At 37.5% G+C, this 22,484-nt stretch carries 24 protein-coding genes; 4 read left to right on the forward strand and 20 right to left on the reverse strand.

What is annotated here, in order from left to right:
* Window positions 1–134: 134 nt before the first annotated feature.
* Window positions 135–875, reverse strand: a complete 741-nt coding sequence (locus tag MHH88_RS11175; protein WP_181020905.1) for an N-acetylmuramoyl-L-alanine amidase — start codon at window positions 873–875, stop codon at window positions 135–137.
* A gap of 922 nt (window positions 876–1,797) precedes the next feature.
* Between MHH88_RS11175 and MHH88_RS11180 the strand changes: the two genes are divergently transcribed.
* The 4 genes from MHH88_RS11180 (at window position 1,798) to MHH88_RS11195 (ending at window position 4,074) form a co-directional block, all read left to right on the forward strand.
* The gene (locus MHH88_RS11180; protein WP_339258043.1) at window positions 1,798–2,091 is read left to right on the forward strand and encodes a hypothetical protein; all 294 of its coding nucleotides are present in this window, start codon (window positions 1,798–1,800) and stop codon (window positions 2,089–2,091) included.
* A 143-nt stretch (window positions 2,092–2,234) separates the two neighbouring features.
* The gene (locus tag MHH88_RS11185) at window positions 2,235–2,429 is read left to right on the forward strand and encodes a hypothetical protein (protein ID WP_339258045.1); all 195 of its coding nucleotides are present in this window, start codon (window positions 2,235–2,237) and stop codon (window positions 2,427–2,429) included.
* Between the two features lie 90 nt (window positions 2,430–2,519).
* On the forward strand, window positions 2,520–2,702 hold the full coding sequence (locus MHH88_RS11190) for a hypothetical protein (protein WP_339258047.1): 183 nt from the start codon (window positions 2,520–2,522) through the stop codon (window positions 2,700–2,702).
* Window positions 2,703–2,892: 190 nt separating this feature from the next.
* Complete coding sequence (locus MHH88_RS11195) at window positions 2,893–4,074, forward strand: amidohydrolase (protein WP_339258049.1); 1,182 nt, start codon at window positions 2,893–2,895, stop codon at window positions 4,072–4,074.
* Window positions 4,075–4,210: 136 nt separating this feature from the next.
* On the opposite strand, the gene opp4C is transcribed toward MHH88_RS11195, so the two are convergent.
* The 19 genes from opp4C to MHH88_RS11290 all read right to left on the reverse strand — a co-directional run bounded on the left by opp4C (window position 4,211) and on the right by MHH88_RS11290 (window position 22,340).
* A complete protein-coding gene (gene opp4C, locus MHH88_RS11200) occupies window positions 4,211–5,134 on the reverse strand; it encodes an oligopeptide ABC transporter permease (RefSeq protein ID WP_339258051.1) in 924 nt (307 codons plus the stop codon).
* Window positions 5,131–6,105, reverse strand: a complete 975-nt coding sequence (locus tag MHH88_RS11205; protein WP_339258053.1) for an ABC transporter permease — start codon at window positions 6,103–6,105, stop codon at window positions 5,131–5,133. The genes opp4C and MHH88_RS11205 overlap by 4 nt, the downstream gene beginning before the upstream one ends.
* Window positions 6,102–6,953, reverse strand: coding sequence for an ATP-binding cassette domain-containing protein (locus MHH88_RS11210; RefSeq protein ID WP_339258055.1), 852 nt, complete (start codon window positions 6,951–6,953; stop codon window positions 6,102–6,104). Before MHH88_RS11210 ends, MHH88_RS11205 begins: the two co-directional genes overlap by 4 nt.
* On the reverse strand, window positions 6,937–7,941 hold the full coding sequence (locus MHH88_RS11215) for an ABC transporter ATP-binding protein (RefSeq protein ID WP_339258057.1): 1,005 nt from the start codon (window positions 7,939–7,941) through the stop codon (window positions 6,937–6,939). The genes MHH88_RS11210 and MHH88_RS11215 overlap by 17 nt, the downstream gene beginning before the upstream one ends.
* 21 nt (window positions 7,942–7,962) lie before the next feature.
* A complete protein-coding gene (locus MHH88_RS11220) occupies window positions 7,963–9,573 on the reverse strand; it encodes an ABC transporter substrate-binding protein (protein ID WP_339258059.1) in 1,611 nt (536 codons plus the stop codon).
* Between the two features lie 36 nt (window positions 9,574–9,609).
* On the reverse strand, window positions 9,610–10,389 hold the full coding sequence (locus tag MHH88_RS11225; RefSeq protein ID WP_339258061.1) for a DUF1684 domain-containing protein: 780 nt from the start codon (window positions 10,387–10,389) through the stop codon (window positions 9,610–9,612).
* A 7-nt stretch (window positions 10,390–10,396) separates the two neighbouring features.
* A complete protein-coding gene (locus MHH88_RS11230) occupies window positions 10,397–11,254 on the reverse strand; it encodes an alpha/beta hydrolase (RefSeq protein WP_339258063.1) in 858 nt (285 codons plus the stop codon).
* A 651-nt stretch (window positions 11,255–11,905) separates the two neighbouring features.
* On the reverse strand, window positions 11,906–12,316 hold the full coding sequence (locus tag MHH88_RS11235) for a cupin domain-containing protein (RefSeq protein ID WP_025219573.1): 411 nt from the start codon (window positions 12,314–12,316) through the stop codon (window positions 11,906–11,908).
* Between the two features lie 47 nt (window positions 12,317–12,363).
* Complete coding sequence (gene arcC, locus MHH88_RS11240; RefSeq protein ID WP_103976526.1) at window positions 12,364–13,299, reverse strand: carbamate kinase; 936 nt, start codon at window positions 13,297–13,299, stop codon at window positions 12,364–12,366.
* Complete coding sequence (locus tag MHH88_RS11245) at window positions 13,292–14,725, reverse strand: DUF1116 domain-containing protein (protein ID WP_339258068.1); 1,434 nt, start codon at window positions 14,723–14,725, stop codon at window positions 13,292–13,294. The genes arcC and MHH88_RS11245 overlap by 8 nt, the downstream gene beginning before the upstream one ends.
* 1 nt (window position 14,726) lies before the next feature.
* Entirely contained in the window at window positions 14,727–16,280 is a 1,554-nt protein-coding gene (gene fdrA, locus MHH88_RS11250; protein WP_339258070.1) for an acyl-CoA synthetase FdrA, read from the reverse strand.
* Between the two features lie 2 nt (window positions 16,281–16,282).
* Window positions 16,283–17,266, reverse strand: a complete 984-nt coding sequence (locus MHH88_RS11255) for a DUF2877 domain-containing protein (protein WP_339258072.1) — start codon at window positions 17,264–17,266, stop codon at window positions 16,283–16,285.
* Window positions 17,267–17,353: 87 nt separating this feature from the next.
* Window positions 17,354–18,031 (reverse strand): isochorismatase family cysteine hydrolase, encoded by a 678-nt coding sequence (locus MHH88_RS11260; protein WP_024364804.1) that lies wholly within the window; start codon window positions 18,029–18,031, stop codon window positions 17,354–17,356.
* A gap of 190 nt (window positions 18,032–18,221) precedes the next feature.
* Window positions 18,222–18,383, reverse strand: a complete 162-nt coding sequence (locus MHH88_RS11265) for a DUF1427 family protein (RefSeq protein ID WP_024364803.1) — start codon at window positions 18,381–18,383, stop codon at window positions 18,222–18,224.
* 71 nt (window positions 18,384–18,454) lie between these two features.
* Complete coding sequence (locus tag MHH88_RS11270) at window positions 18,455–18,640, reverse strand: DUF1427 family protein (protein ID WP_024364802.1); 186 nt, start codon at window positions 18,638–18,640, stop codon at window positions 18,455–18,457.
* A gap of 260 nt (window positions 18,641–18,900) precedes the next feature.
* A complete protein-coding gene (locus MHH88_RS11275) occupies window positions 18,901–20,529 on the reverse strand; it encodes a PucR family transcriptional regulator ligand-binding domain-containing protein (RefSeq protein ID WP_339258078.1) in 1,629 nt (542 codons plus the stop codon).
* Window positions 20,530–20,869: 340 nt separating this feature from the next.
* Entirely contained in the window at window positions 20,870–21,349 is a 480-nt protein-coding gene (locus MHH88_RS11280) for a magnesium transporter (protein ID WP_339258080.1), read from the reverse strand.
* Window positions 21,350–21,448: 99 nt separating this feature from the next.
* Entirely contained in the window at window positions 21,449–21,715 is a 267-nt protein-coding gene (locus MHH88_RS11285) for a CPCC family cysteine-rich protein (RefSeq protein ID WP_339258082.1), read from the reverse strand.
* A gap of 268 nt (window positions 21,716–21,983) precedes the next feature.
* Window positions 21,984–22,340, reverse strand: a complete 357-nt coding sequence (locus MHH88_RS11290; RefSeq protein ID WP_339258084.1) for a DUF202 domain-containing protein — start codon at window positions 22,338–22,340, stop codon at window positions 21,984–21,986.
* Window positions 22,341–22,484: the final 144 nt, after the last annotated feature.

Genomic DNA, 22,484 nt, shown 5'->3' on the forward strand with positions numbered 1-22,484 from the left:
AATGTGCCTCAGATACCTTCTGAGGCACTGCCCTTAGCTGCTAAGTTTCAAGTATATAATAGTACTGCCTTTCTATTTTACTCATTTCCTAAAAGCAGTCAACTAAAATACTCATATAATTAGCTGATGCGCCATTATGCATCAATAATGTATGTCAGTTGCGCTAATTTAGCCGCTTTTATTTTATTTTCTGCACTTTTAGCAGCAGTAATACCTGTAAATGTCCCTGTTTTCACTCGATACTTGGACTCTTCCTGTTCAACATACGCAACCCAGCCAAAACGTTTTCTCATTATATCTAACACGCTCATAGCAGCGCTTCGAGTGCTATATGTTCCTGTGATTATACGATACTTCGATAACTCGTTAGGTGGTTTATCGGGCTTTGGCGTATCAATGCTTGTTACCATTTGCAAAAAATTAGTCCACGAGATTTTCCCTGTACGCATATTTCTAGGGCAGTTTTTACCACTAAAATAATGGTGTTGAACGACATTGTCGATCGCTATATTTTCATCTTTCATTATTTTTGCTATTAAACTCGCCGCATTTTTTACTGCCTTATTATAATCTCCATCGCTATTAACGCATATTTCAACTTGAATGCCTTGTGTATTGCCTATATACGTTCCAGCTCCCCAGCATTCCCAATAATGTTCAAAAGATTGTATGGCCTCTTGATCATCCACTTGCCAATGCCAACTAGCATTTCTACTATTACCGTTGATTTGGAGTCGAGCATGGGCATCTGCGTCGGCTCCAACGCTTGTGTTGTCTGTTTCATGTACAACAATATATTTTTTCGCATTATTTTTGCCATTTGTAATTTTTGCAGCTTGGGTCGCAGCGACTAATTTTTGACGTATTGATACCACGCGGTTCCCCCCTTCCAAAAGTAGATTCGTTTTAGTTCTCTAGAATGACGTATTTACTGTAGTGTTACTTTCCTTAAATAGAATGGATAGACTATCATGCTTTCTTTTTATAGTATGTGTGCGCACTCATTTTGTTTGTGTTTTTATATACACTCTCTTTTACAAAACTACAAGACTTTCGTTATGCTAATTGCAGTGATCAAGTGCTTCAATAAGAACATTAGTAGAATTTGGAGAAAGCTTCGAAAGTGGATTTTATTTTCGGTTGCCAAAAAAGCAAAGAACATCACTACATCGGCAATCCAATTCAAAAAAATTATATACATATTAAGTAAGTGGAGACGCGTGAAATAGTGAAACTATTTACATAACGTATATACAACAAAATGTATTGGAGGAGGACAAAGTGGAGACTTGGTCTATCTGGCATGGGGAAAAGGAAAGTCCAATACAATCATATGGACACTATCACATAAAATCACACTAATAGATTTAGTTAAAGTTTGAAAAAGTGAAAAAGAAATGATTTGGAGGAATCACATTATTAATAATATTACGTATATTATTTTCAATAGTGGGCATATCTTTGGCATTGTATGGCTTCATTACAATAGACTTTAAGTTTCAAGCATAGATGATATTATTTTTAGGCTTAACAATGTTAATAATGGGGATGCAAGATTTTCAACACCAAAAGACATTACAGGTTGGTTATTGATCATCATATGTCTTTTTTCTTTTTTTGTAGCCATTCAAAGCTATACTTAAATAACCGTTTTTTATAAAAAGATATTGTCATTATATATATGAAGGATTTTCAACCTCCCCCTAGCGTCACTTTTTAACCATTAACTACCAATAATTCCTTTGTTATGTTACAATTATTTGCAAATAATTGCTAGCAAAGTGAGGTAAAATTGGTATGACTTATATCAACGATTTACAATATTTTTTAGATAGTAGTTCTATTGGTTTGTTATTAGAACTTATTTTAGTTACTACTTGCATTTCCACAATTATTTTCTTCACCACGAAAAACCAATATATTTCCTATTTAGCATCGGCACCTATATTTTATTTTATGTCACAATGGTTTTATCAAAATACCCATTTATTATTCATCATCATAGCAATGACAGTACAAGCCTTTGTTATTGTATGTATTAAGAAGAAGCAAATTAGTCAAGATGAAACGTTAAAGAGCGAAACACTATAATTAAGATTCTACGATTAGGACTTACGCCGTTTATATTAAGCGTAATTGGCTAAGTCCCTTTGTTTAAGCATCAAAGTGATACGTATTAATAAATGCTATATACACCATTCAATTCACTTAAATAAGTATGGGGGATAAGTCATTTGAGCCAAACTGTGACTTTTTCTGTTGACACGAAGTATAAAGACAGAATACAAGAAATATTTACTTTTGAACAATTAGGTCTTAGCGTAGAAATGAACAAACGAAAAAAAGAATTAGATAAAATTTTTGAATCTTGGGTTTGGCATAAATTGAATATTTCCTACAGTATTGTCTTTAGTAAGAGTAGTGATTGACTTTATATATGTTAAATCTATACTGATTCAACGACAAAACTAGGACACAATACTGCACTATCTAATGTAGAGGACATTGGAGGCATATAAATGATGTTGAAAATATTGAACGCCATTATTGGAATATTAATTATCTTTATTGGATCTATTTTCATGAATATAACCGTCTATAATGAAACAATGCAAACAATGACTTATAAAGGTTTTGGCCTTTTCATGATGATTGTTGGTATTTTATATCTCAAAAACTTCGCAAAAATGGAGAAGCAATAAATAAATCAAAAGGATAGCACTAATGGCCATTTACACACACCAGATAAATGTATTTAATTTTCAGAATATTTTGCGTGCCTGTCACTCACTATCTTAAACCTAATGGCCTGCTCAAAGTCTTTATATCATACTTGACAACTTGGTTTAATAAACGTATTATCAACTTCATACATTAGTTAGAGGTGATCTTGTGAATTTTCAAAATCAAGTAGCACAATTACATACACTTTTCGATGAAATTGTAGCAAATCGTCGTTATATGCATATGCATCCTGAATTATCATTTGAAGAAGACAATACAGCCATTTTTATTGCCGATACATTAAAAGCATATGGTATCCCATTCCGTGAACGAGTAGGTAAAAAAGGAATCGTCGCTAGCATTGATGGCGCGTTACCAGGAAAAACCATCGCGTTCCGTGCCGATTTCGATGCCCTTCCAATCAATGATGAAAAGGACGTGCCCTATAAATCCACTGTACCTGGTGTTATGCACGCATGTGGACATGATGGACATACCGCTGCACTACTTGCATTCGCCAAAATCGTGCAGCAAAATAAAGAGCAATTAAAGGGCTCTATTCGTTTAATTTTCCAACCTGCGGAAGAAAAGCCACCAGGTGGCGCAAAATTTATGATAGAGGATGGCGCACTTGATGGTGTGGATTATGTATTTGGCGCTCATTTAGCGTCAGACTTACCTTTAGGAAAACTATCAACTGCCGCTGGTCCAATTATGGCCTCTGTTGACGCATTTACGATTAAATTATTCGGGAAAGGTGGACATGGAGCCTATCCACATACAACGAAGGACTCAATCATCGCAGCGACTCAGCTTATTCAAAACTTCCAGCAAATCGTTAGCCGCCGAGTAAATCCAACTGAAGCTGCGGTTGTCACAGTTGGTAGTTTACACGCGGGAAATGCATTTAATGTTATTGCAGATACTGCAACCATAGAAGGTACTGTTCGTACATTAAATCAAAATGTACGTGACCAGATTGAAAAAGAGATTTTCGCTATTTTAGAAGGCTTAAAAGTTTCAAATTATGTAGACTATGAAATCGATTATTTAAAAGGCTATCCAGTGTTAATTAATACAGAGGAAGAATCTGTAGTCGTTGAACAATTAATAAAAGAGCACTTTACAGCAGAAGCGTTTGACATGAAAACGCCCGTATTAGGAGCGGAAGATTTCGCCTATTACTTACAACATGTACCTGGAAACTTTATTCACGTCGGCTCTGCGAATGAACAGGCAACTACACAATTCCCTCACCACCATCCTAAATTCGATTTTGATGAGCGGGCATTGTTAAATATCGCGACAATATTCTTAAAAATTGTTGATTATTACGGTAAAGTTGAATAAAAAACGAAACGGATTTGAAGAATTAAATTTTCAAATCCGTTTTTTCGTTTGCAGAGGGGAAAATGTAAGCGGAAAATGCTAAATGTAAAAAGGGACAAATCCGAAAACTAATGACTTTTACGGATTTGTCCTTTTACTACTTTGAATTATGTGGGTCCAGTGCATCTCGCAATGCATCCCCAATATAGTTAATGGCTAACACTGTCAATAATATGAAAATACCTGGTGGAATCCAAAGCCATGGTTGATCTGTTAATATCGAAATCGACTGGGCATTAGATAGCATATTCCCCCAACTTGCATCTGGTGGCTGTACACCTAAGCCTAGAAAGCTTAATGCTGCTTCATCTAATATTGCCCCTGCCACACCAGATGTTGCATAAATCAAAATTGGTGCAACCGTATTCGGTAAAATATGCTTAAACAAAATACGTGGCGTGCTATATCCTAATGCAATACTTGCCTTCACATAGTCTGATTGCTTAATCGCTAAGACATTCCCGCGCACAAGTCGAGCAATACCTGGCCAACCTAATACCCCTAAAATTAAAATGATATTCGTTAACCCTGGCCCTACAATACTTGCCACAACTAAAATAAACAAAATATATGGAAATGACATAAACATATCTGTAATACGCATTACAATCCCATCTATCATGCCACCAAAATACCCGGAAATTAAACCTAACACCGTACCGATAATCGCAGAAATTGCCACAGCTCCAATACCTACAGCTAACGAAACACGTGCCGCATAAATAACTCGACTCAACACGTCTCGTCCCACTTGGTCAGTTCCTAGTAAGTGCTGCAAAGAAGGTGGTGCACTAAATTCACCCGTAATTTCAGCAGGGTCAAATGGAGCACAAATCGGCGCAAGAATGGCTGCCATCGTTATAATCGCTAAAAACCAAAGTCCAATTACAGCTAATTTATGCCTTTTGAATCGTTTCCAAAACATGCCCTTCGTATTCGATACAGCAGATTCTTCACGCCAAGTGACCGTTTGCTCTGTATCATATTGTTTTTTATTAAAATATCGCTTAAATATACTCATCGTTTGCCACCCCCAACATAGCTTTTACGAATACGTGGGTCGACAAATGCGTATACAATATCCGTTAAAATATTGGCAGCTATAACAACGAAAGCTGCAACTAGGTTTAATCCCATAATCGTTGAGTAATCTCGACTCATAATGGATGACAGTGTCAGCTGACCGATTCCTGGCCAAGAGAAAATTTGTTCAATGACAACTGCCCCACCAAATAAAATCGAAACCTCTAAACCGACAATTGTGACAATCGGAATTAAAGCATTGCGCAACGCATGCTTATTCACGACAAAAAATTCCTTCACACCTTTTGCACGAGCCGTACGCAAAAAGTCTTGTCCCATAATTTCAAGCATAGCCGAGCGCACATAACGAATGTTTCGCCCAGCAACGTTTGCGACAAGCACGGTCACTGGTAAAATCATATGCCATAAAAGTGATCCAAGGCTTCCTTCAGAACCTAATTCTTTCATACCGCCTGAAGGCAACCAGTTTAATTGTATGGAGAAAATATAAACTAATAATAAAGCCAAAAAGAAATTCGGTATGGAAATCCCTAAAAATGAACCCGTTACAAAGGTATAATCAAGCTTTGAATATTGCTTCGTCGCACTATAAATGCCAATTGGAATGGCAATCATTAACCCTAACACTAAAGCTGTGCCCATTAAAATAACAGTCGGACCCATGCGGCTGGCAATTAACTCTGTTACCGGCTCATACGTAATCATCGAATAACCTAAATCGCCATTTAACACTAAGTTTTTTAACCAATGCCAATACTGAATGTAGGCTGGGTCATTGAGCCCTAATTCTATCATTTTAGCCTCTCTTGCCGCATCTGGTAGCTTAGGGCTTACAAGCATATCAACAGGATTACCTGGTGCCATTCGCATAATAATGAAGTTAATAACCGATACACCAAATAGCACGGGGATGGCGATTAATAATCGTCTTAAAATATAGCCTATCATGCATCTATCCCCTTTTCACGCTGAATAATACTTCGCTTCGTCGGATCCGGCTTCGGATAAGCACGTAGTAATTTTTTTGTATAGTCATGTTGAGGGTTTAAGAAAACTTGCTCTGTCGTACCCATCTCCACAATTTTGCCTGCATACATTACGGCTATCCGATCACTAATATATTTCATTGCACCTAAACCATGTGCAATAAATAAATACGTTAAGCCCAATTCATTTTGAAGCTGCTTAAACAAGTTTAAAATTTGCGCTTGAATCGATACATCTAATGCGGATACAGGTTCATCACAAATTAATAATCTAGGTCTTACAGCTAATGCACGAGCAATGCCAACACGTTGGCGTTGACCACCAGAAAACTCATGTGGGTACCGTCCCTTGGCCGTCGCTGGAAGCCCCACTAACCCAAGTAATCGCTCTACTTCCTGTTCTATCTCATTCGTGGGGACAATTTTATGTACGCGCAGCGGTTCTGCAAGTAATGATCCGATTGTTTGTCTTGGATTTAGTGAAGAATAGGGATCTTGGAAAACAATTTGAATTTGTTGACTTAAACTTACGCGATCTGTGCGATAATCCATTTGTTGACCATCAAATAAAATACGACCACCTGTTTTCGGTTCTAGACCGATAATTGTTCGCCCTAATGTTGATTTCCCACAGCCTGATTCTCCTACAAGCCCGACTGTTTCACCTTCATAGATTTCGAATGAAACACCATCTACTGCTTTTACATAGTCGGTTTTTAAATTCATAAACCCTGTTTTATACGGATAGTATGTTTTAACATCTTCTAAGACAAGTAACGGAGAGTTGTTTCGTTCAGTTTTGATTGTCATGACTACTCTCCTCCTTGTGCACTATCTTTTGCCATTCAAAGCATCTCGTTTTATGGCCATTTTCGACTTCAATTAATGGTGGTTGTTGTTTTTTACATTGCGCTGTTGCAAAAGTGCAGCGGTTTGCAAAACGACAGCCTACAATATTTTGGTACCTTCCTGGTATCGTCCCTGGTATTGCCTTTAATTGTTTATCGTCAAAATCCATGGATGGAATAGAATCCATTAGGCCCATTGTATACGGGTGTAATGGTCGCTCAAACAATGTAAAAACATCAGCTTCTTCGACAACTTGCCCTGCATACATAACGATGACACGATCTGCCATTTCTGCCACAACACCTAAATCATGTGTAATAAGTAAGACAGATGTTTGTAACTCCGTACATAAATCATTCATTACGCGCATAATTTGCGCTTGTACCGTGACATCAAGTGCTGTTGTCGGTTCATCCGAAATTAATAGTTTTGGTTTACATACTAAGGCGATGGCAATCATGACACGTTGACGCATTCCACCTGATAATGAAAATGGGAATTGCTTCATCACACGTGTAGCATTAGGAATACCCACTTTATCTAACATATTTTGCGCAATTGCTTTTGCTTCCTTTTTATCGACATCTGTATGGAGTAAGATGGTCTCTACTAGCTGATGACCAATTGTAAAAACAGGATTTAACGCGGTCATTGGCTCTTGGAAAATCATTGAAATTTCATTTCCACGTAACGGTTGAAATTCTTTGTCAGAAAGTGCTGTTAAGTTTTTACCTTCTAAATTAATTTCACCATGCACAATTGAACCGCGCTTCCCTAATAGACGCATAATAGAAAGTGCCGTTACGCTCTTCCCGCTTCCCGACTCTCCTACAATCGCCAATGTTTCGCTTTTTTTCACATCAAAGCTTACATCGTCGACACTGACTAATTTTCCATATTCAGTTTCGAAAGCCGTTTTCAGCTGTTTTACGCTCAGCAAACTCTCCATATAAACACGTCCTATCTCTCTCTATTTAACAGTCCACTCATGTACGTTAATAAACATACCGAAGTCACTTGGTTTAGCGCCTTGAACACGTTTATTTACTGCTCCCAATGCTGTTGTTGCATAAATTGATGGCATCGGTACATCTTGTTGTGTAATTTCTTGTAATTCACCATATAACGCTTTTATTTTCACTTCATCTACTTCAGTCGCTAATGCAGCTAAAATTTCATTCACACGTGCATTGTGATAAGCGTTTGGATTGCCTTCCCCTAAGAAGTAAGAAATATCCGGAAGTGGATTAATTGGTGTAATGGATACTGTTAAAATCGCTAAATCATATTTTTGGCTTACAATTTCATCAATAATTGTTCCGAAATCCATCATTTGGATTTCAGCTGTAATACCTGCTTCACGTAAGTTTTCTACGATGATGTTTGCAGCCTGCTCTAATGTGGCATCACCTGATAACACAGCTAATTTCAACTTTTTGCTTGAATCCCATCCAGACTCAGCTAATAATTTTTTGGCTTTTTCTAAATCATATTTAACCGGTTTAACTTCTTCATTTAAGTATGGGCTGTTGCTTGGGAAGAAGCCATCTGTTACTTCACCCGCACCTTTTAATAGGTTATCAATAATTAATTGACGGTTCATCGCATACGAAATTGCTTGACGTTGCTTCGCATCCGCTACAACGTTTTCATTAATATACATATATTGTGTAGCTAATGGCTCACCATAAGTCGATGTTAATGTATTTAAACCTTGCACATTTGCATAATCGGATACCGGAATAACACCTGCAGACGGTATATTCATATCAATTTCACCACTTTTTAATTGAGCAGCAATTTGATTTCCTTGTAAGACCTTAAAGTTTAATTGATCTAAAGAAGAAGCACCTTTAAAGTAATTTTTATTGGGTACCATTTCTACATAATGTGAACGATCCATTTTTGAAATAATGAATGGACCAGATGTTACGGTTGGATTTTGCATAAAATCACTTGCATTTAGCTCTTCCACTGCAATTTTTTCTAGTTGTGCCTTCGGTAATGTTAATAAATAACGCCCTACTGTATCTTGAAAAATCGATAACGTCGTTGGTTTTTTTGTTTTAATTTGAATTGTATCTCCATCTACTTTTGTTACGCCAGAAATAGAACTAGAACCTTGTGGTAAATAACCGCTATCATCTAAACCTTCCACAATCGCAAACATATACGCATAATTTGACGCTACGACAGGGTTTGCCATTAATTGCAATGTGTAAATGACGTCATCTGTTGTAATATCTGTACCATCTGTCCATTTTGCTTCTTTGTTTAAGTTAATTGTAAATGTTTGATTGTCTTGCGTTGTAATGGAATCAGCTAACATTGGCTGATAGTTTAATTTTGAATCTAAATCAACTAATGGTAAAAATAATAGATTTGAAACATAAGTAGAAACTAATCCACTCGGTTGTAATGGATTAATGTTGCTAGCTGGGTACGTAACACCGATATTGACAACATTTTTATCACTGCTCTTTCCCTTAGAAGAAGGTTCATCGTTACCACATGCTGCTAAAACCACTAGTACTGCCATTGTTAATAACGCTAACATAAAATTTTTCGAGTTTTTGAACATTGTTATTTCTCCTATTTCTCTAAATTAGGTGCTTCATTATGAATGTATTGAAATGATTTGCTTTTCGCCCGCTTCTATCTTACTTTGTATACGATTACTCAAAGGAGGCATTGGACAGTTAAAAGAAGATGAAAATGCGCATGGCGGTAAAAAGGCTTTATTAAAATCAAGAAGTACCGTTTCATCGTCTAAATGCTCGATGACTACCATACGACCCATACTGTATGTTTCGTTACCACTTGTTGCATCTCGGAAAATAATAATTGAATATCGCCCAGATTGAAATGGTCGAAGCCTATAATGTACTCCGCCAATTTCCACTTCAATGACCCCTATTGATGCATGACTACGCGCTGCACGACGAGCATCTCCCGTATGAGAAAATTCAATCATCGCATCATCTTTAATAAGTTTTCCGTTATAAATTGCTTGTTTGTTCATTTCGTATGCATCAATATGGCTAAATGTTTGCAGTGCAGGGCTGTTTTCATCCCAAATGGCTAATAAATGCATAGAGCCAGGCTGACTCGTTGCCATTGCAGAGATACCATCTGTCGTTTGAACGACTGTTTCATCCGCAATTATATGCACCACACCATCCACTAGCACGCCGTTAATGAATAATTGGTCTTCAACAGTTGCCGTTAATGTTAGCCCTAGTTCAGTTGGACTTGTCGGCTTCCAGCTTCCAGCAATTTGTTTTACTGTTGTTTCACTTGTTAACTCGTGCATTGCGATTAAAGTTAAATCACCTTGTGCACCCGTTACATCCAAATGGCGTTGCTTATGCCAAGCTTGTAATTGTTCAGTATTCATGGTTGCATCAGTCCTTTAATAAAAATTCACGTACAACGTTTAAGAAGTCTTTATGCTCTTCGATAAATGGCATATGACCACTCTTTTCAAATACAGCTAACTGTGAATTTTTAATTAATGAATGCATTATTTCTGACTGTGTTAATGGCGTAATCCAATCGTGGCGACCTGCTACAATCAATGTAGGCATTTCAAGAGTAGCAATTTGTGCACGCACATCGTATTGTGGCATTAAATACTTAAATGTATAATTTGTAATTTCTAAAGATCCGATTGGACGGCTTCCTGTATCACCACCTAGTTCTTCTTGATAATCGTACCAGTATAAATCCCAGCAAATATCCCACCATTGGATTAAATGATTGTCATCACGAATGTTTCCTTCAAATAACTCTGGAATAGTTTGAACTTGTTGTTCCGTTCCAATACGTTGCGCAAACGCTTTAGCTTCTTTATAGAAATCATAGCTTGGTGCAGTATTAACTAGTAATAACTTACTTACCGATTGTGGGTAGCGCGTAGCATATACTTGAGCAATCATTCCACCAAAAGAATGACCTAGTACAGCAATTTTACCTAAGCCTAAATAATTACGTAACGCTTCAATATCATCCGCTAGCTGTTCAAACGTTGCTGTCGTCACATCGATACGCTCTGATTGACCGTTGCACCTTTGATCTAAATAAACAATCTGGTAGTATTCAGCTAGTGGTGTTAACCACGGCTTAAAATCTGAGTGATCACTACCTGGACCACCATGTACTGCAATAAGCACCGGTTTTTTTACCATCTTTGGTCCTAGTGGAATATACCCTGAACCTTCTACATCAAAATAAATTTTCGTTCCATTAATCGCTGCAAACATTATGTTCCTCACTTTATCAGATAAATTTTATTTATATAATAATTAAAACTACTTAGTTATTATCTTAATTCCTATTTGTTTAGTCAAGTTTTTTCGCAAGAGAAATACTAGAGTAAAAGTTGAGTAAAATTATATTATAAAGTTATTTTTTCATAAATAAATACTGTTTTCGCGCAAATAACATTTTTCACACTAAAATTAGTGCTTCAGTGTGAAAAACAGCAATTTCTAGTATATTGGGTCAATTAATCCGGACATAACTAAGTTCTTTGTTTTTCTAATATTACAAAAATTAGAATTAAGTAGGACTCCATGGACAACCATAACACTATCAATCCCATGGAATGAACATCGCTAAAAAATAGCTTGCCATGTACAATCTATTATTGTATTTCGCACAATACCAAAAACTACTTAAAAGCAAAAATTCTTTAAATAGTGCTTCAACTATTTCTCCTCTAAATCAAATATTTAAACTATAAACTACTTGCTATGATTTATCAATTTCTTTTATTGTGTTGGCGAGAGTGCTAAACAATTTAATTTTCCGTTTAGCGTTCCCCCTTCATGCTTAACAATTCGACATTCCCGTCACAATAAAAAGAGCAATCCGTTCATATTTCGGATTGCTCTTTCGTATTTATTCACATGCTACTCTGCGTCCACCATATGGGATGCAAAGTTTTCGTTATGGATTTCTTCATGAACAGGGATGAAGATACTAACCTGCTCGGTAGGTTCGACATCGTCATTGGCAACCGAGTGAACGACCCCTTTTGGTACAAGGAAAGTGTCCCCTTCTTGATAGGATTTCCATTCCCCATTTTGCAGAAGTTTTACTTTTCCTTTTGTAATATGAATTACTTCAGCTACGTCGTGATAATGGGGCAATACGGCTCCACCTACTTCTATGCGTTCTCTTAAGACCGAGCTAACACTGACGCCGAGTTCATTTGCCTCTTTGGCACTTAGAAGCTCGCGGTGATAGACTTTACGGTGCTCTGTAAATACATTCCACTTTAATGCTTCGCCAATTTTTACTTTCGTCTTGTTTTCGTTCATTTCCAATTCTCCTTACTATACATTTTCATTTACTTGTAATAGCTGATTTAGTTGAAAATAACGGTGCCTGTCTTACCAAGAATGGCATCCTTTGCTTTCTCCAGCGAAGTGATGATTGATTTGCGACCTTGCTTCCCCTTGACGAATGATATGGCTGCCTGAATTTTTGGAAGCATACTGCCTGGTGCAAAATGCCCTTCTTTCATCAACTTTTCTGCTTCTTCGATCGATAACTGATTCAGATTTTGCTGATTTGGTTTCCCATAGTTAATTGCGACTTTTTCGACAGCTGTCAATATGAACAGAAAATCTACATTCAACTCATCCGCTAAACATTTACTTGCTAAATCTTTGTCAATAACCGCTTCTACGCCGATTAAAGCATGGTTCTTTTCCTCCACTACAGGTATACCCCCACCACCAACAGCGATGACAATACGCCCTGCATTGACTAAGTCTTGGATAATATCTTTTTCAACGACTTTAACCGGAGCAGGCGATGGAATAACCCGACGGTAGCCACGTCCTGAATCTTCTATATAATGGTCACCCGTTTCAGCCATTAATCTTTCAGCCTCTTCTTTTGAATAAAAAGGACCAATTGGCTTTGTTGGATTTTGAAAGGCGTGATCGTTCTTATCAACTACTACCTGACTGACAACTGTTGCTACTGATTTGTTAATTGAGCGTTTTAACAGTTCCTCATGGAGTGCATTTTGCAAATGGTAGCCAATATACCCTTGGCTCATTGCCCCACACTCAGCAAATGGCATACTAGGAATATTTGCATGTTCCTTCGAGCTTTTTTCAAATGCCAGATTGATAGAACCGACTTGCGGCCCGTTACCATGGGCAATCACTACTTCATGACCTTGTTCAATTAAATCAACAATTGGCTTGGCTGAATCGTGTACTAATTGTAGTTGCTCTTCAGGAGTAGAACCGAGTGCATTTCCTCCAAGCGCTATTAATATTCTACTCATTTGCCTCTTCCTCTCCATATAGTTTATAGAAACGAAGCAATCCTTTTTCGAAGCATTCCTTTGGAGGATGGACAATGCCTGCGCCAATCTGCCCGATTCCTGCTACTTTATGTGCCATGCCGGTATTAATAACAGGAAGAATGCTTGTTTCAATCACTTTTCGAACATCAATTCCAAAGGCAGCTCCACGGAAATTTAGCGTTGGTATAGCGTAATTGCTATTTTCACTTACTGTAATGTCATACATTTGTTCGCTATATTGAATAGCATCTTCTACCTCTCCTCCAACAAATTGAACAATTGCAGGCGAACCGCCCATCGCAAACCCACCAATTCCCATTGTTTCCGTAATGGCACTATCCCCTAAATCCCTAGTTGCATCCTGCTCTGAATAGCCTGGGAAATATAAGCCTTTAATAAAGTTTGCCGGTGCTGTAAACCATTCCTTGTCACCTAGCCCGCTAATGCGAATACCAAATTCAACCCCATTCCTCGCCATTGTCGTAACAACCGTGGAATATGGAACGCCGTGTCCTGCATCAAGTGAAGCTTTACATGCTGGCATGGACAGGTTCAAGAAATAGTGTTCATTGTTTTGAATAAAGCGTAAGACCTCTCGCAATGTGTCCGTCTTGCTATCTGTTTGCATTAAATAATCAGTAATTTCCCTATAGAAAAGGCTTGTTGCTGCCTTATTGCGGTTATGGCACTCATCTCCCATATGAAGAGCCTGCGCGATGATGGCTTTTAAATCTATGCCATCTGTTAGGACAAGTGCCTTTTTCAAAGCCGGAGCAAAAACATCGCGCAGCCACTTAAGCCGATCAATTACATCGCTAGAAAAAGCACCAAAACGTAGCACTTTGCCTAGACCCTCATTAATCGTACAATATGCACGGTTTCCATGTGTTCGATTTTCGATGATATGAACTGGCATGGAAGGAGAGACGATGCCCGCCATTGGTCCCACTGTTGAATGCTCATTACATGAGCCAAATTCAATTGCTCCAGCATCAATCAATGCTCTTGCTTGTTCCTCATCCGCTGCCATCCCTTCAAAAATAAGTGCGCCAATCACTGCCCCCTGCATCGGACCCGCCATGTTTTCCCATGCAATAGGAGGGCCAGCATGTAGTATTTTTTTGCTGTGCATTCCAGGTATGACATCAATAGCCAGTCCAATATCAATTAAGAATGGATGTGCATCTTTTATGCGTTGAATCGATTCTTGATTCGCCTTTTCCACTTTTTCATTTTCCTGAAAGAAATCTAATGCTTCGAGCAATTGTAGATTGCCTCCTGCAGGCGGTTGCCAGTCCACTTGGATGGTTTCAACCCCTTGCAGCTCCAAATCTTCTTTAAATTTGGATGTGCCGATATTAATTACTTGTAATGGCTGATTAAAAAGCTCATTCGCTGTACTCAATTTAATTGACCTCCTTTTGTACAAGCATTGCGGCAATTCTTGTTGCCATTTCATTGCTATCGGCAACAAAAGCGCCTATAGATTGAAGTTTCTTTAGTTGCTGCTGATAATCTTGTTTATCTTTAGAAGTGCCGCAAATATAAGTAACGATTGACAAGTGCCTTCCTGCCTGTGTAGCCTCGTCTCTTGCTAATTGAAGCGTCTCTAGTGTTACACCTACTGGATCTTCATGGGCACCATATCCCAATTCAAAGTCCAATAACAGAACAGCAGTTTTAGGGTCTCGTGCTTCTTGAAAAATCCGCTCATTTCTAAGTGAAGGCTCTATCATAGGATGTGGTTTACCTTTTGTAAATTTATCATCGCCCATATCAAGCAACGTATGACCTACACTATTGGTAATGTCGTTAAGTTTCTCTTCCTCTTTTTTAGCGACATTACTTTTGACGCTTTTTCCTGAAGAACGGAGAATGGATAATGCTTCTGCTGTCAGCGTACCACCGCAGAATAATCCACGAATGTCTTGCTGAACATCTGCTAATTTTGCTTTTTCTTCAGCAATCCATCGTTGAACGCTCTTTGCAATGTCCGTTTCGATTACGGCTTGCGTATCAAGTAATTGAACAGATTTGCGGGCAGCATCAATTAATGTAGGAGAAAAGTTGGCTCCTGCTGCCTCAACTGCTTTTGCATCACCATCTAAAAAGCAGACTACAACGGGTTTTCGGCATTTTTTCACTTCTGCAAGAATTTTGTCCTGAACATTTCGCGCTGGAGGTTTAGAAATTAATGTGATGACCTTCGTATTGTCATCGTTCTCCAATGCTTGAAGCCCTTGAAGCATCATAATTCCGCCAATTGATTCATGGAGATCGCGACCTCCCGTACCAATTGCCTGTGTAATACCGTAACCAAGTCGATCAATTTGTACCGTCACTTCCTGTAGTCCTGTTCCGGAGGCTGCCACTAGTCCAATGCCTCCTTCGCTTACTTTATTGGCAAAGCACAGTCCACTGCGATTGATAATTGCTGTCCCACAGTCTGGCCCCATAACGAATAAACCGTTGTCTCTCCCTATTTCCTTCAAAATTTTTTCATCTTCCATACTTACATTGTCACTGAACAGCATAACGTGCATGCCTTTCTTTAAGGCTTGACTCGCTTCGCGCGCTGCATATTTTCCTGGAACGGAGATAATCGCCATATTAGCATTCGGCATGAGATGCAATGCAGAAGTCAGCGTTTTCGCTGTATGATAATTATCTTTTCCTTTCTTTACCTTCTTGGAAGTTAATTCTGTATGGATAAGTGTTATCACTTCCTCTGCTCGCTCATCTGTATCTGTAATCAAGGCAATAATTAAATCATTTCCCGTAGCTACTTTCGCCTCATCCGTTAGCAGACCAATGTTTTCTAGCAACTCTTTGTTCATTTCGGTTGCCATCGAAACAACGGCCTGCTCGACGCCATCCATACGATTTATTTTGCTTGATAGTGACATTAATGTTACCGAGTCATGATAGGCGTTACTTTCTATCAATACTTTAGATGTCATTATTATTTTTCCTCCTTTAGGTCGATAAGCTGTTGATATGCTACGCTAACACCAGTCAACATATCTGTCCCAGAGGTCGATCCCATTTCTAAAATACGCTGTAAATGAGGGATTGGATTACCGTCTATGTTGTCCAATACATTAAGTAAAGCTTCGTTGACCTGTCCCTCCAGACATTGCTTTAGCATAAAATAGCTTACCGTGGTCGTTCTACCTTTCAATCTCTGCAACCATTTTTCGCTACAGCTTTCCATTTTTTTATATAGGGGGGATTCAAAATACTGCCAGGTAGCTAATAACCCTGTTAGAAAATCATCGCCAGACGGTGTTAACCCCATGCCAAGTCCCGCAAAGTTATCAAAAAACCTATCAAACTTATCTGTCTTCAAATCATCTTTTAGCTGCTCTAACCCTTCAAGAAACGGGGAGAAATAGATATTCTTTCGTGTAGCAATAGGAACCTCCCAGTCTGGATACGTGAAGCTTTTCCACGCCGCGTAGATTCCTCCTAGTGCTCCGTGTTGTAGGATAAAATTGTTTAATAGCCGCAAGCGGGATACAGTCGGCTTTAGCTTTGCTTGACAGTGCGGCTTAATATTCCTATTCCAAATGGCCGCATTTGAAAAATCCCATTGCCAATCGTTGATTTTCAATAAATTATAGTCAATTAAACAAATAGATTTAGTCAACATTATAGTCGAACACATCTTAGAAAAATAGTCATTCTGACAGGTTTTCATCATGCTAGGTGATTGAATCACCTCGTTCTTTGCTAAAGAAAAGAGCATTGTACCGTCATCAGTTGTGAAATTTACTACCTTATCGAAAACACTGTGGACTACTCCAATTGGTTCACCGATTGATTGCTGGCGCATCCATTCAAGTAGACGGCCGTCCATCTGATTGATTTTACCTGTATATGTTGGAACCATAGATATCACCATATTCTCATGATAGCTGGTAGAATTACGGATACGGGCATGCATTGGACATGTAAATGTAGCATGCCCTCAACTGTTTATTCTCTTAAATGAAAACGCTTTATTAAATACTTCGTGCAGATTCTTTCTTCGTTAATCTTCAAGTGCAACAAGCAGATTTTTCGATGGAGCTGTCCACCCAAAGATGCCACCTTGCTGGTTAATCATATGAATGGAGTCTTCATGGTCTTTTGGATCAAATGCTGCTGAGCAATCTTCAAGTAGTAAGCAGTCAAATCCACGGTCATTCGCTTCACGAATCGTCGTTTGAACACAGACGTGAGTCGTTACCCCTGCAACAAGCAAATGTGTAATACCTTTATTGTTTAAAATCACTTCAAGATCTGTTTGATAAAAAGAACCTTTTCCAGGTTTATCAATAATAACTTCGCCTTCAACAGGCTTTAGCTCGTCCACAATATCATGACCATACTCACCACGGATAAGAATTCTTCCCATTGGACCTTCATCACCAATGCCTGCCCCTTGCTTGCTGCCGCGTTTTAATTTACTTGGCGGGCAATCTGATAAATCTAGGCGATGCCCTTCACGAGTGTAAATAACCATCATACCCTTTTCACGCGCTACTTCCAAAACCGTCTTAATAGTAGGAATAATGGAGCGTGTCAGCGTAATATCATTCCCTAGCTTTTCACCAAAGCCACCCGGTGCACAAAAGTCACGTTGCATATCAATAATGATTAACGCTGTTGTTTCTAACTCAAATTCAAAACTATAAGGTTTCGCTTCTATTGTATATACTTTATTCATGTAGATCTCCCTCTCGAATGGTATTCAAAACATCTAGCTTTAGAAAACTGACCGCAATGATTTTTTGATGAAACGGAAAATAATACAGGAAAAACTTGAGTCCATTATATGGAGATAGGCAACTTAACTCAAACGTTTATAATCCGAAGTTACAAGTTAGCCTAATGAAGGAAGAAGATTTTATGTCTTTTTAGAAAAGACGCAGGACAGCGTTTACTAGCTCAGCACCTAGAAAGATTCCTACTACCCCAACAATACCAATAAGAGGGGGAGCCGGCACTGGCAGCTTGATGAATTTGAATAAAATGCCTACAAGTAAACCTCCTATGAATGACAAGATAATCTGCAACATCTTACATTCTCCTTTTTTAGTGGGATGTATTCATTAAAAACCGCATAACCAAACATTTTCTGGTGGTTCGTTTACGTACTTACATTTCTCTTTTCTTTGAGAGAATTGAAAAGAGAATCCATTAGTACACCTCCTAAAAATATACCTACCATTCCAAATATACCTACCAAAGGAGGGGCAGGTAACGGTAACTTAACTAAAGAAAATAATATCCCTACAATCAAACCACCGGCTAAAGACAAAAGATAGTCACGCATTTCCAACACTCCTTGTATTCCAAAGTGTAATACAGAAACTAAATACCTAAATCGTCTATGATGACTGCTGTTTATTGAAACCTCCCTCCTTCAATACCTACATGATAGCATTTGAAAGCGTTTTAATCATTGTAAGAAGTTGATATTTATTTCTCTTTTAATTGGCAACTTTCTACAAAGCATAACGCCTTTTTTACAAAAAAAAGACATTGTCGAGAAGACAATGTCCAACGTAAAGTCGTCGCTAGGGTTCTTCACCCTCACCCTTTTTTCAGTTGTAAGTATTGATGCAATTGGTAGGCTAATGAAATTTCTGTTAATTCGAAGCCGTCCTCACCGTCGATGCCAAGTTCTTTCAGCTTATTGATTCGATAACGCATCGTATTATAATGAACAAACATATCCTCTGCCGTTTTTTGCACATTTGTATTATTTTTAATGTAGTACTTAAGCGTTTCTAAAAGATTTGTATTTTTCTTTTTATCATATTCGAACACTTTCCCTAATTTTTCGGTTACGAAATCTTCCAGCATGTAAAGATTATCAATATAATGAAAAAGTCGGAATAAGCCAATATCGCCATAAAAATGAACGTAGGACTGTTTTTGTAAATGTTCTTTATAAACTTGAAACACTAATGTTGAATTGTCATAATACTCTTTCATTTGGTTAAAATGATAGACTGTATCGGATATACTAACCCCAAGATGCCCATTTTTCTCAAACAGCGTGAGTATCGTGTCCCCTAGATTTTGGAGTTTTTTCCGAACATTCTTTTCAGACACCAGACTAATAAAACATACTAAAGAGTCATTAATATAAAGAACTTTGCAATTTTCTATCGGAACATCCACCATTTTAGAAGCTGAAACCTCAATTAGACCTGAATCAAGTATTTTGTGAAATATCCCCAATTTCTTTTCGCTATCTTTCTCATTTGTTTTGATGCTTACTAGAACAAGCGGAAATTGCAAGTTCCATCTAAACACTTTTGCTTTTTCAATCATTTCCGTTTGGGAAGTATATTGATTATGAAAAATGTCTCGGACAAAACTGCTTAAATGATTTCTTTCTTTTTGAAGCAATGTTTGCTCTGTTTGAAATAAAAAAGCGATTATAAAGGAGGCTTGTTCAATAGCAATAATTAAATCCTCTGTTAGATTTTTTTCTTTTTCTAGCAATATGACCAAAAAGCCATAGTCATTGCCTCCTGCAAAAATGCACTGAATAAACAAATCATTTTTGTCATAAACGGTATTATCGACTTGAACAGAAAATGTGCTCTTGCTCGCATCTGAATTGTACGCCTTGTGTTGGATTGAAATTTTATGTTCGTTGTGAAGTGAAGACCCGACATATTCAAAATCATTGTTAAGAAGCAAGACTGGGGCATTAACAAGACTAGCAATAGAATGAACGAACTTGTTGACATCTGTGCCCTCCAATAATAACTCCAGTAATTGCTGATGCATCTTATTTCGAAATTCCAACAGCGATGTCTTTACGTCTAAAAACTTTGTCAGTACTTGATTAGTCAGTGTAGATAAGTTTGCACCATCTGGTAGCTTCATTAGCGGAATACCAAGTTTATTTGCTTGCTCCACCATAATGGTTGGAATTTCAGCGACATATCTTCCTGGCTTAATGGCAATTCCTGCAAGATTCAATTCGGCTAATTTTGGAATTAGTGTTTCAATATGCTCCGGTTTATCAGCAACAGGATACAAGGTAGTGAGTAGCAATCCGTTTTGATCGATATATGTGTAAATATCCGGAACTTCCATAAAATAGACATTTTCAACTCTGCGGCTCAATCCAGCCTCTCCTGCAAGGACTTCTACATCTTCAAATCCCTCCATGTTCAAAACATCACTTATTGTAATAAACATATTATCACTCCAGACGAGAAAAAAGTTCCCTTATTTTCGTTTATTAGATTGCATGCATTATTACGTGACAGCTTCATTATGAACGATTGTGGTACTACCAAAGAAAAAACACACCGACAATTCTTTTAGTTTCAATGGATACTTTGTCATAAAGATGTTTTTATTATAACACGAATAGCGAACACCCTTTGGTCCTCGACAATTATGAAGCACTAGCTTAATTCAAAACCTATGTATTTTTGTTGGCAATAAAAAAGACTATGCTGGCTGACATAATCTTTCTTAGTCACGGATGATTCTGTTCATTTTATTGCAACGTCATGAAGCAGTCGCGCTATTTTCAACCTTTTTTGTCGTATTGATTATTGTATCTTTCTATTACTATACAATGTTGTTCTTTAAATTTTTCATGGTTCGGATTGTAAATTTGTACCAGATGATTGAGAGATAACTCTTCGTAGTTAACGTTAACATACGGTATGTTTAGGTCATTCTCGTCATGACCAATCCACACCCTCCATAATTCCACTATTTGCTCTTCTCTAATATTTTCCTTTAGGTACGCCAGTAATTGCTTTGCCCTCAATTCCGAATATATAAAAGTAACTTCATAAATGAATGAATAACTTGTATATCCACTGACATCATAGTAAGCATCCTTTTTAATGACCAACTCATTTAAGTCCTCTTTATTTTCAACTACTACTATTTGGGCACTAGGGTCCATCTTCTCCCAAGGTACCAACTCATGTGGTTTGATTGCTAATTCCATAGCTTCCCTAACAGTAATCGTCTTCGCTTTTGTTTCTACTTCTGGCATTGCATAATTTGTTGCGATAAATGAACAATAACTCAGTTCAACTTCCTCCTAAATTCGACCCTTATTAAACAATCGCTATATTAGCACATTAACTCTCTTCTAAATTAACTGTTTCCAATTAAGATCTTTTTCATCTTTATCATTTGGTTTTCTGACAAACTCCATGCACCTTTCTTCACAAGCCCCAAATACCATAAAGTTTTTTTGGGCTTGCCTTAAAGATGGAAGATTAGCTCCTCCTTCCCAATCAGGGTCATCAAATTGAACGCCATCATCTTCCCAAAAACAAATTGTACATATGTCATAAGTTCCTGGGGGTTCTTCGTCTAATGTTTTATATCCACAACAAGGACAAGTATATTTCATAGCATCTCTCCTCCCTTTCTCTGACTTTACTTAAAGTTTTACAAAACAATTCCTTTGCCCTCTACTACTAATCGAACAATGACGAAATTGGTGAAAAGCACAAAACGTTATGCATAACATTTTTTAATTACTGCAACATAGCTTAATTCACTTGTTTAAGTAACAAAGGTTCGTTTTACTAAAAAAGAGGATAGAAAGAGCGTATTTGTTTAAGCTCTTCTATCCTTTTAATTTCTATGTGGGACATTAAGACCATTCTCATTTTAGTCTACGATAAACTAATCATCAAAAAGTAGATAATCACCAATAATATTAAGATCATTAAAAAATAAGAAATCCACATGATATGTCTATTCGATGGAACAAATTCTTCATTCACTATCTGTTTTCTTTTTGCAGAATAATTAAATGTAGCTGTAAAAATAATTAATATCCCAAATAAACATGCTAACAAGCCGATTATGGCTGATAAAAAATCTACCCAAAAATTTCGAACAGTTCCGATGGCAAAATGCAAACTCGTTGCCAAGAAAGCAACCCCTAATATTGAAATAGCCGTTCGAATCCATGCTAAATATGTTCTTTCATTTGCCAAATGTTGCTGGGCATATTTTAATTGTTTCATTTCTATTTCTGCATTATTTAAAGGGTGATTCTCCATCTAGTCGACACCTACTCTTTGGATATTTTAGATTATTCTATTTTAATATATCCTATTGTAGAAAAAATAAAAGAAGATTATTGTATTTTCAATTTAATGTATGTTGAA

It is taken from the genome of Lysinibacillus sp. FSL K6-3209 (assembly GCF_037976175.1).
GTDB classification, from domain to species: Bacteria; Bacillota; Bacilli; order Bacillales_A; family Planococcaceae; genus Lysinibacillus; species Lysinibacillus sphaericus_D.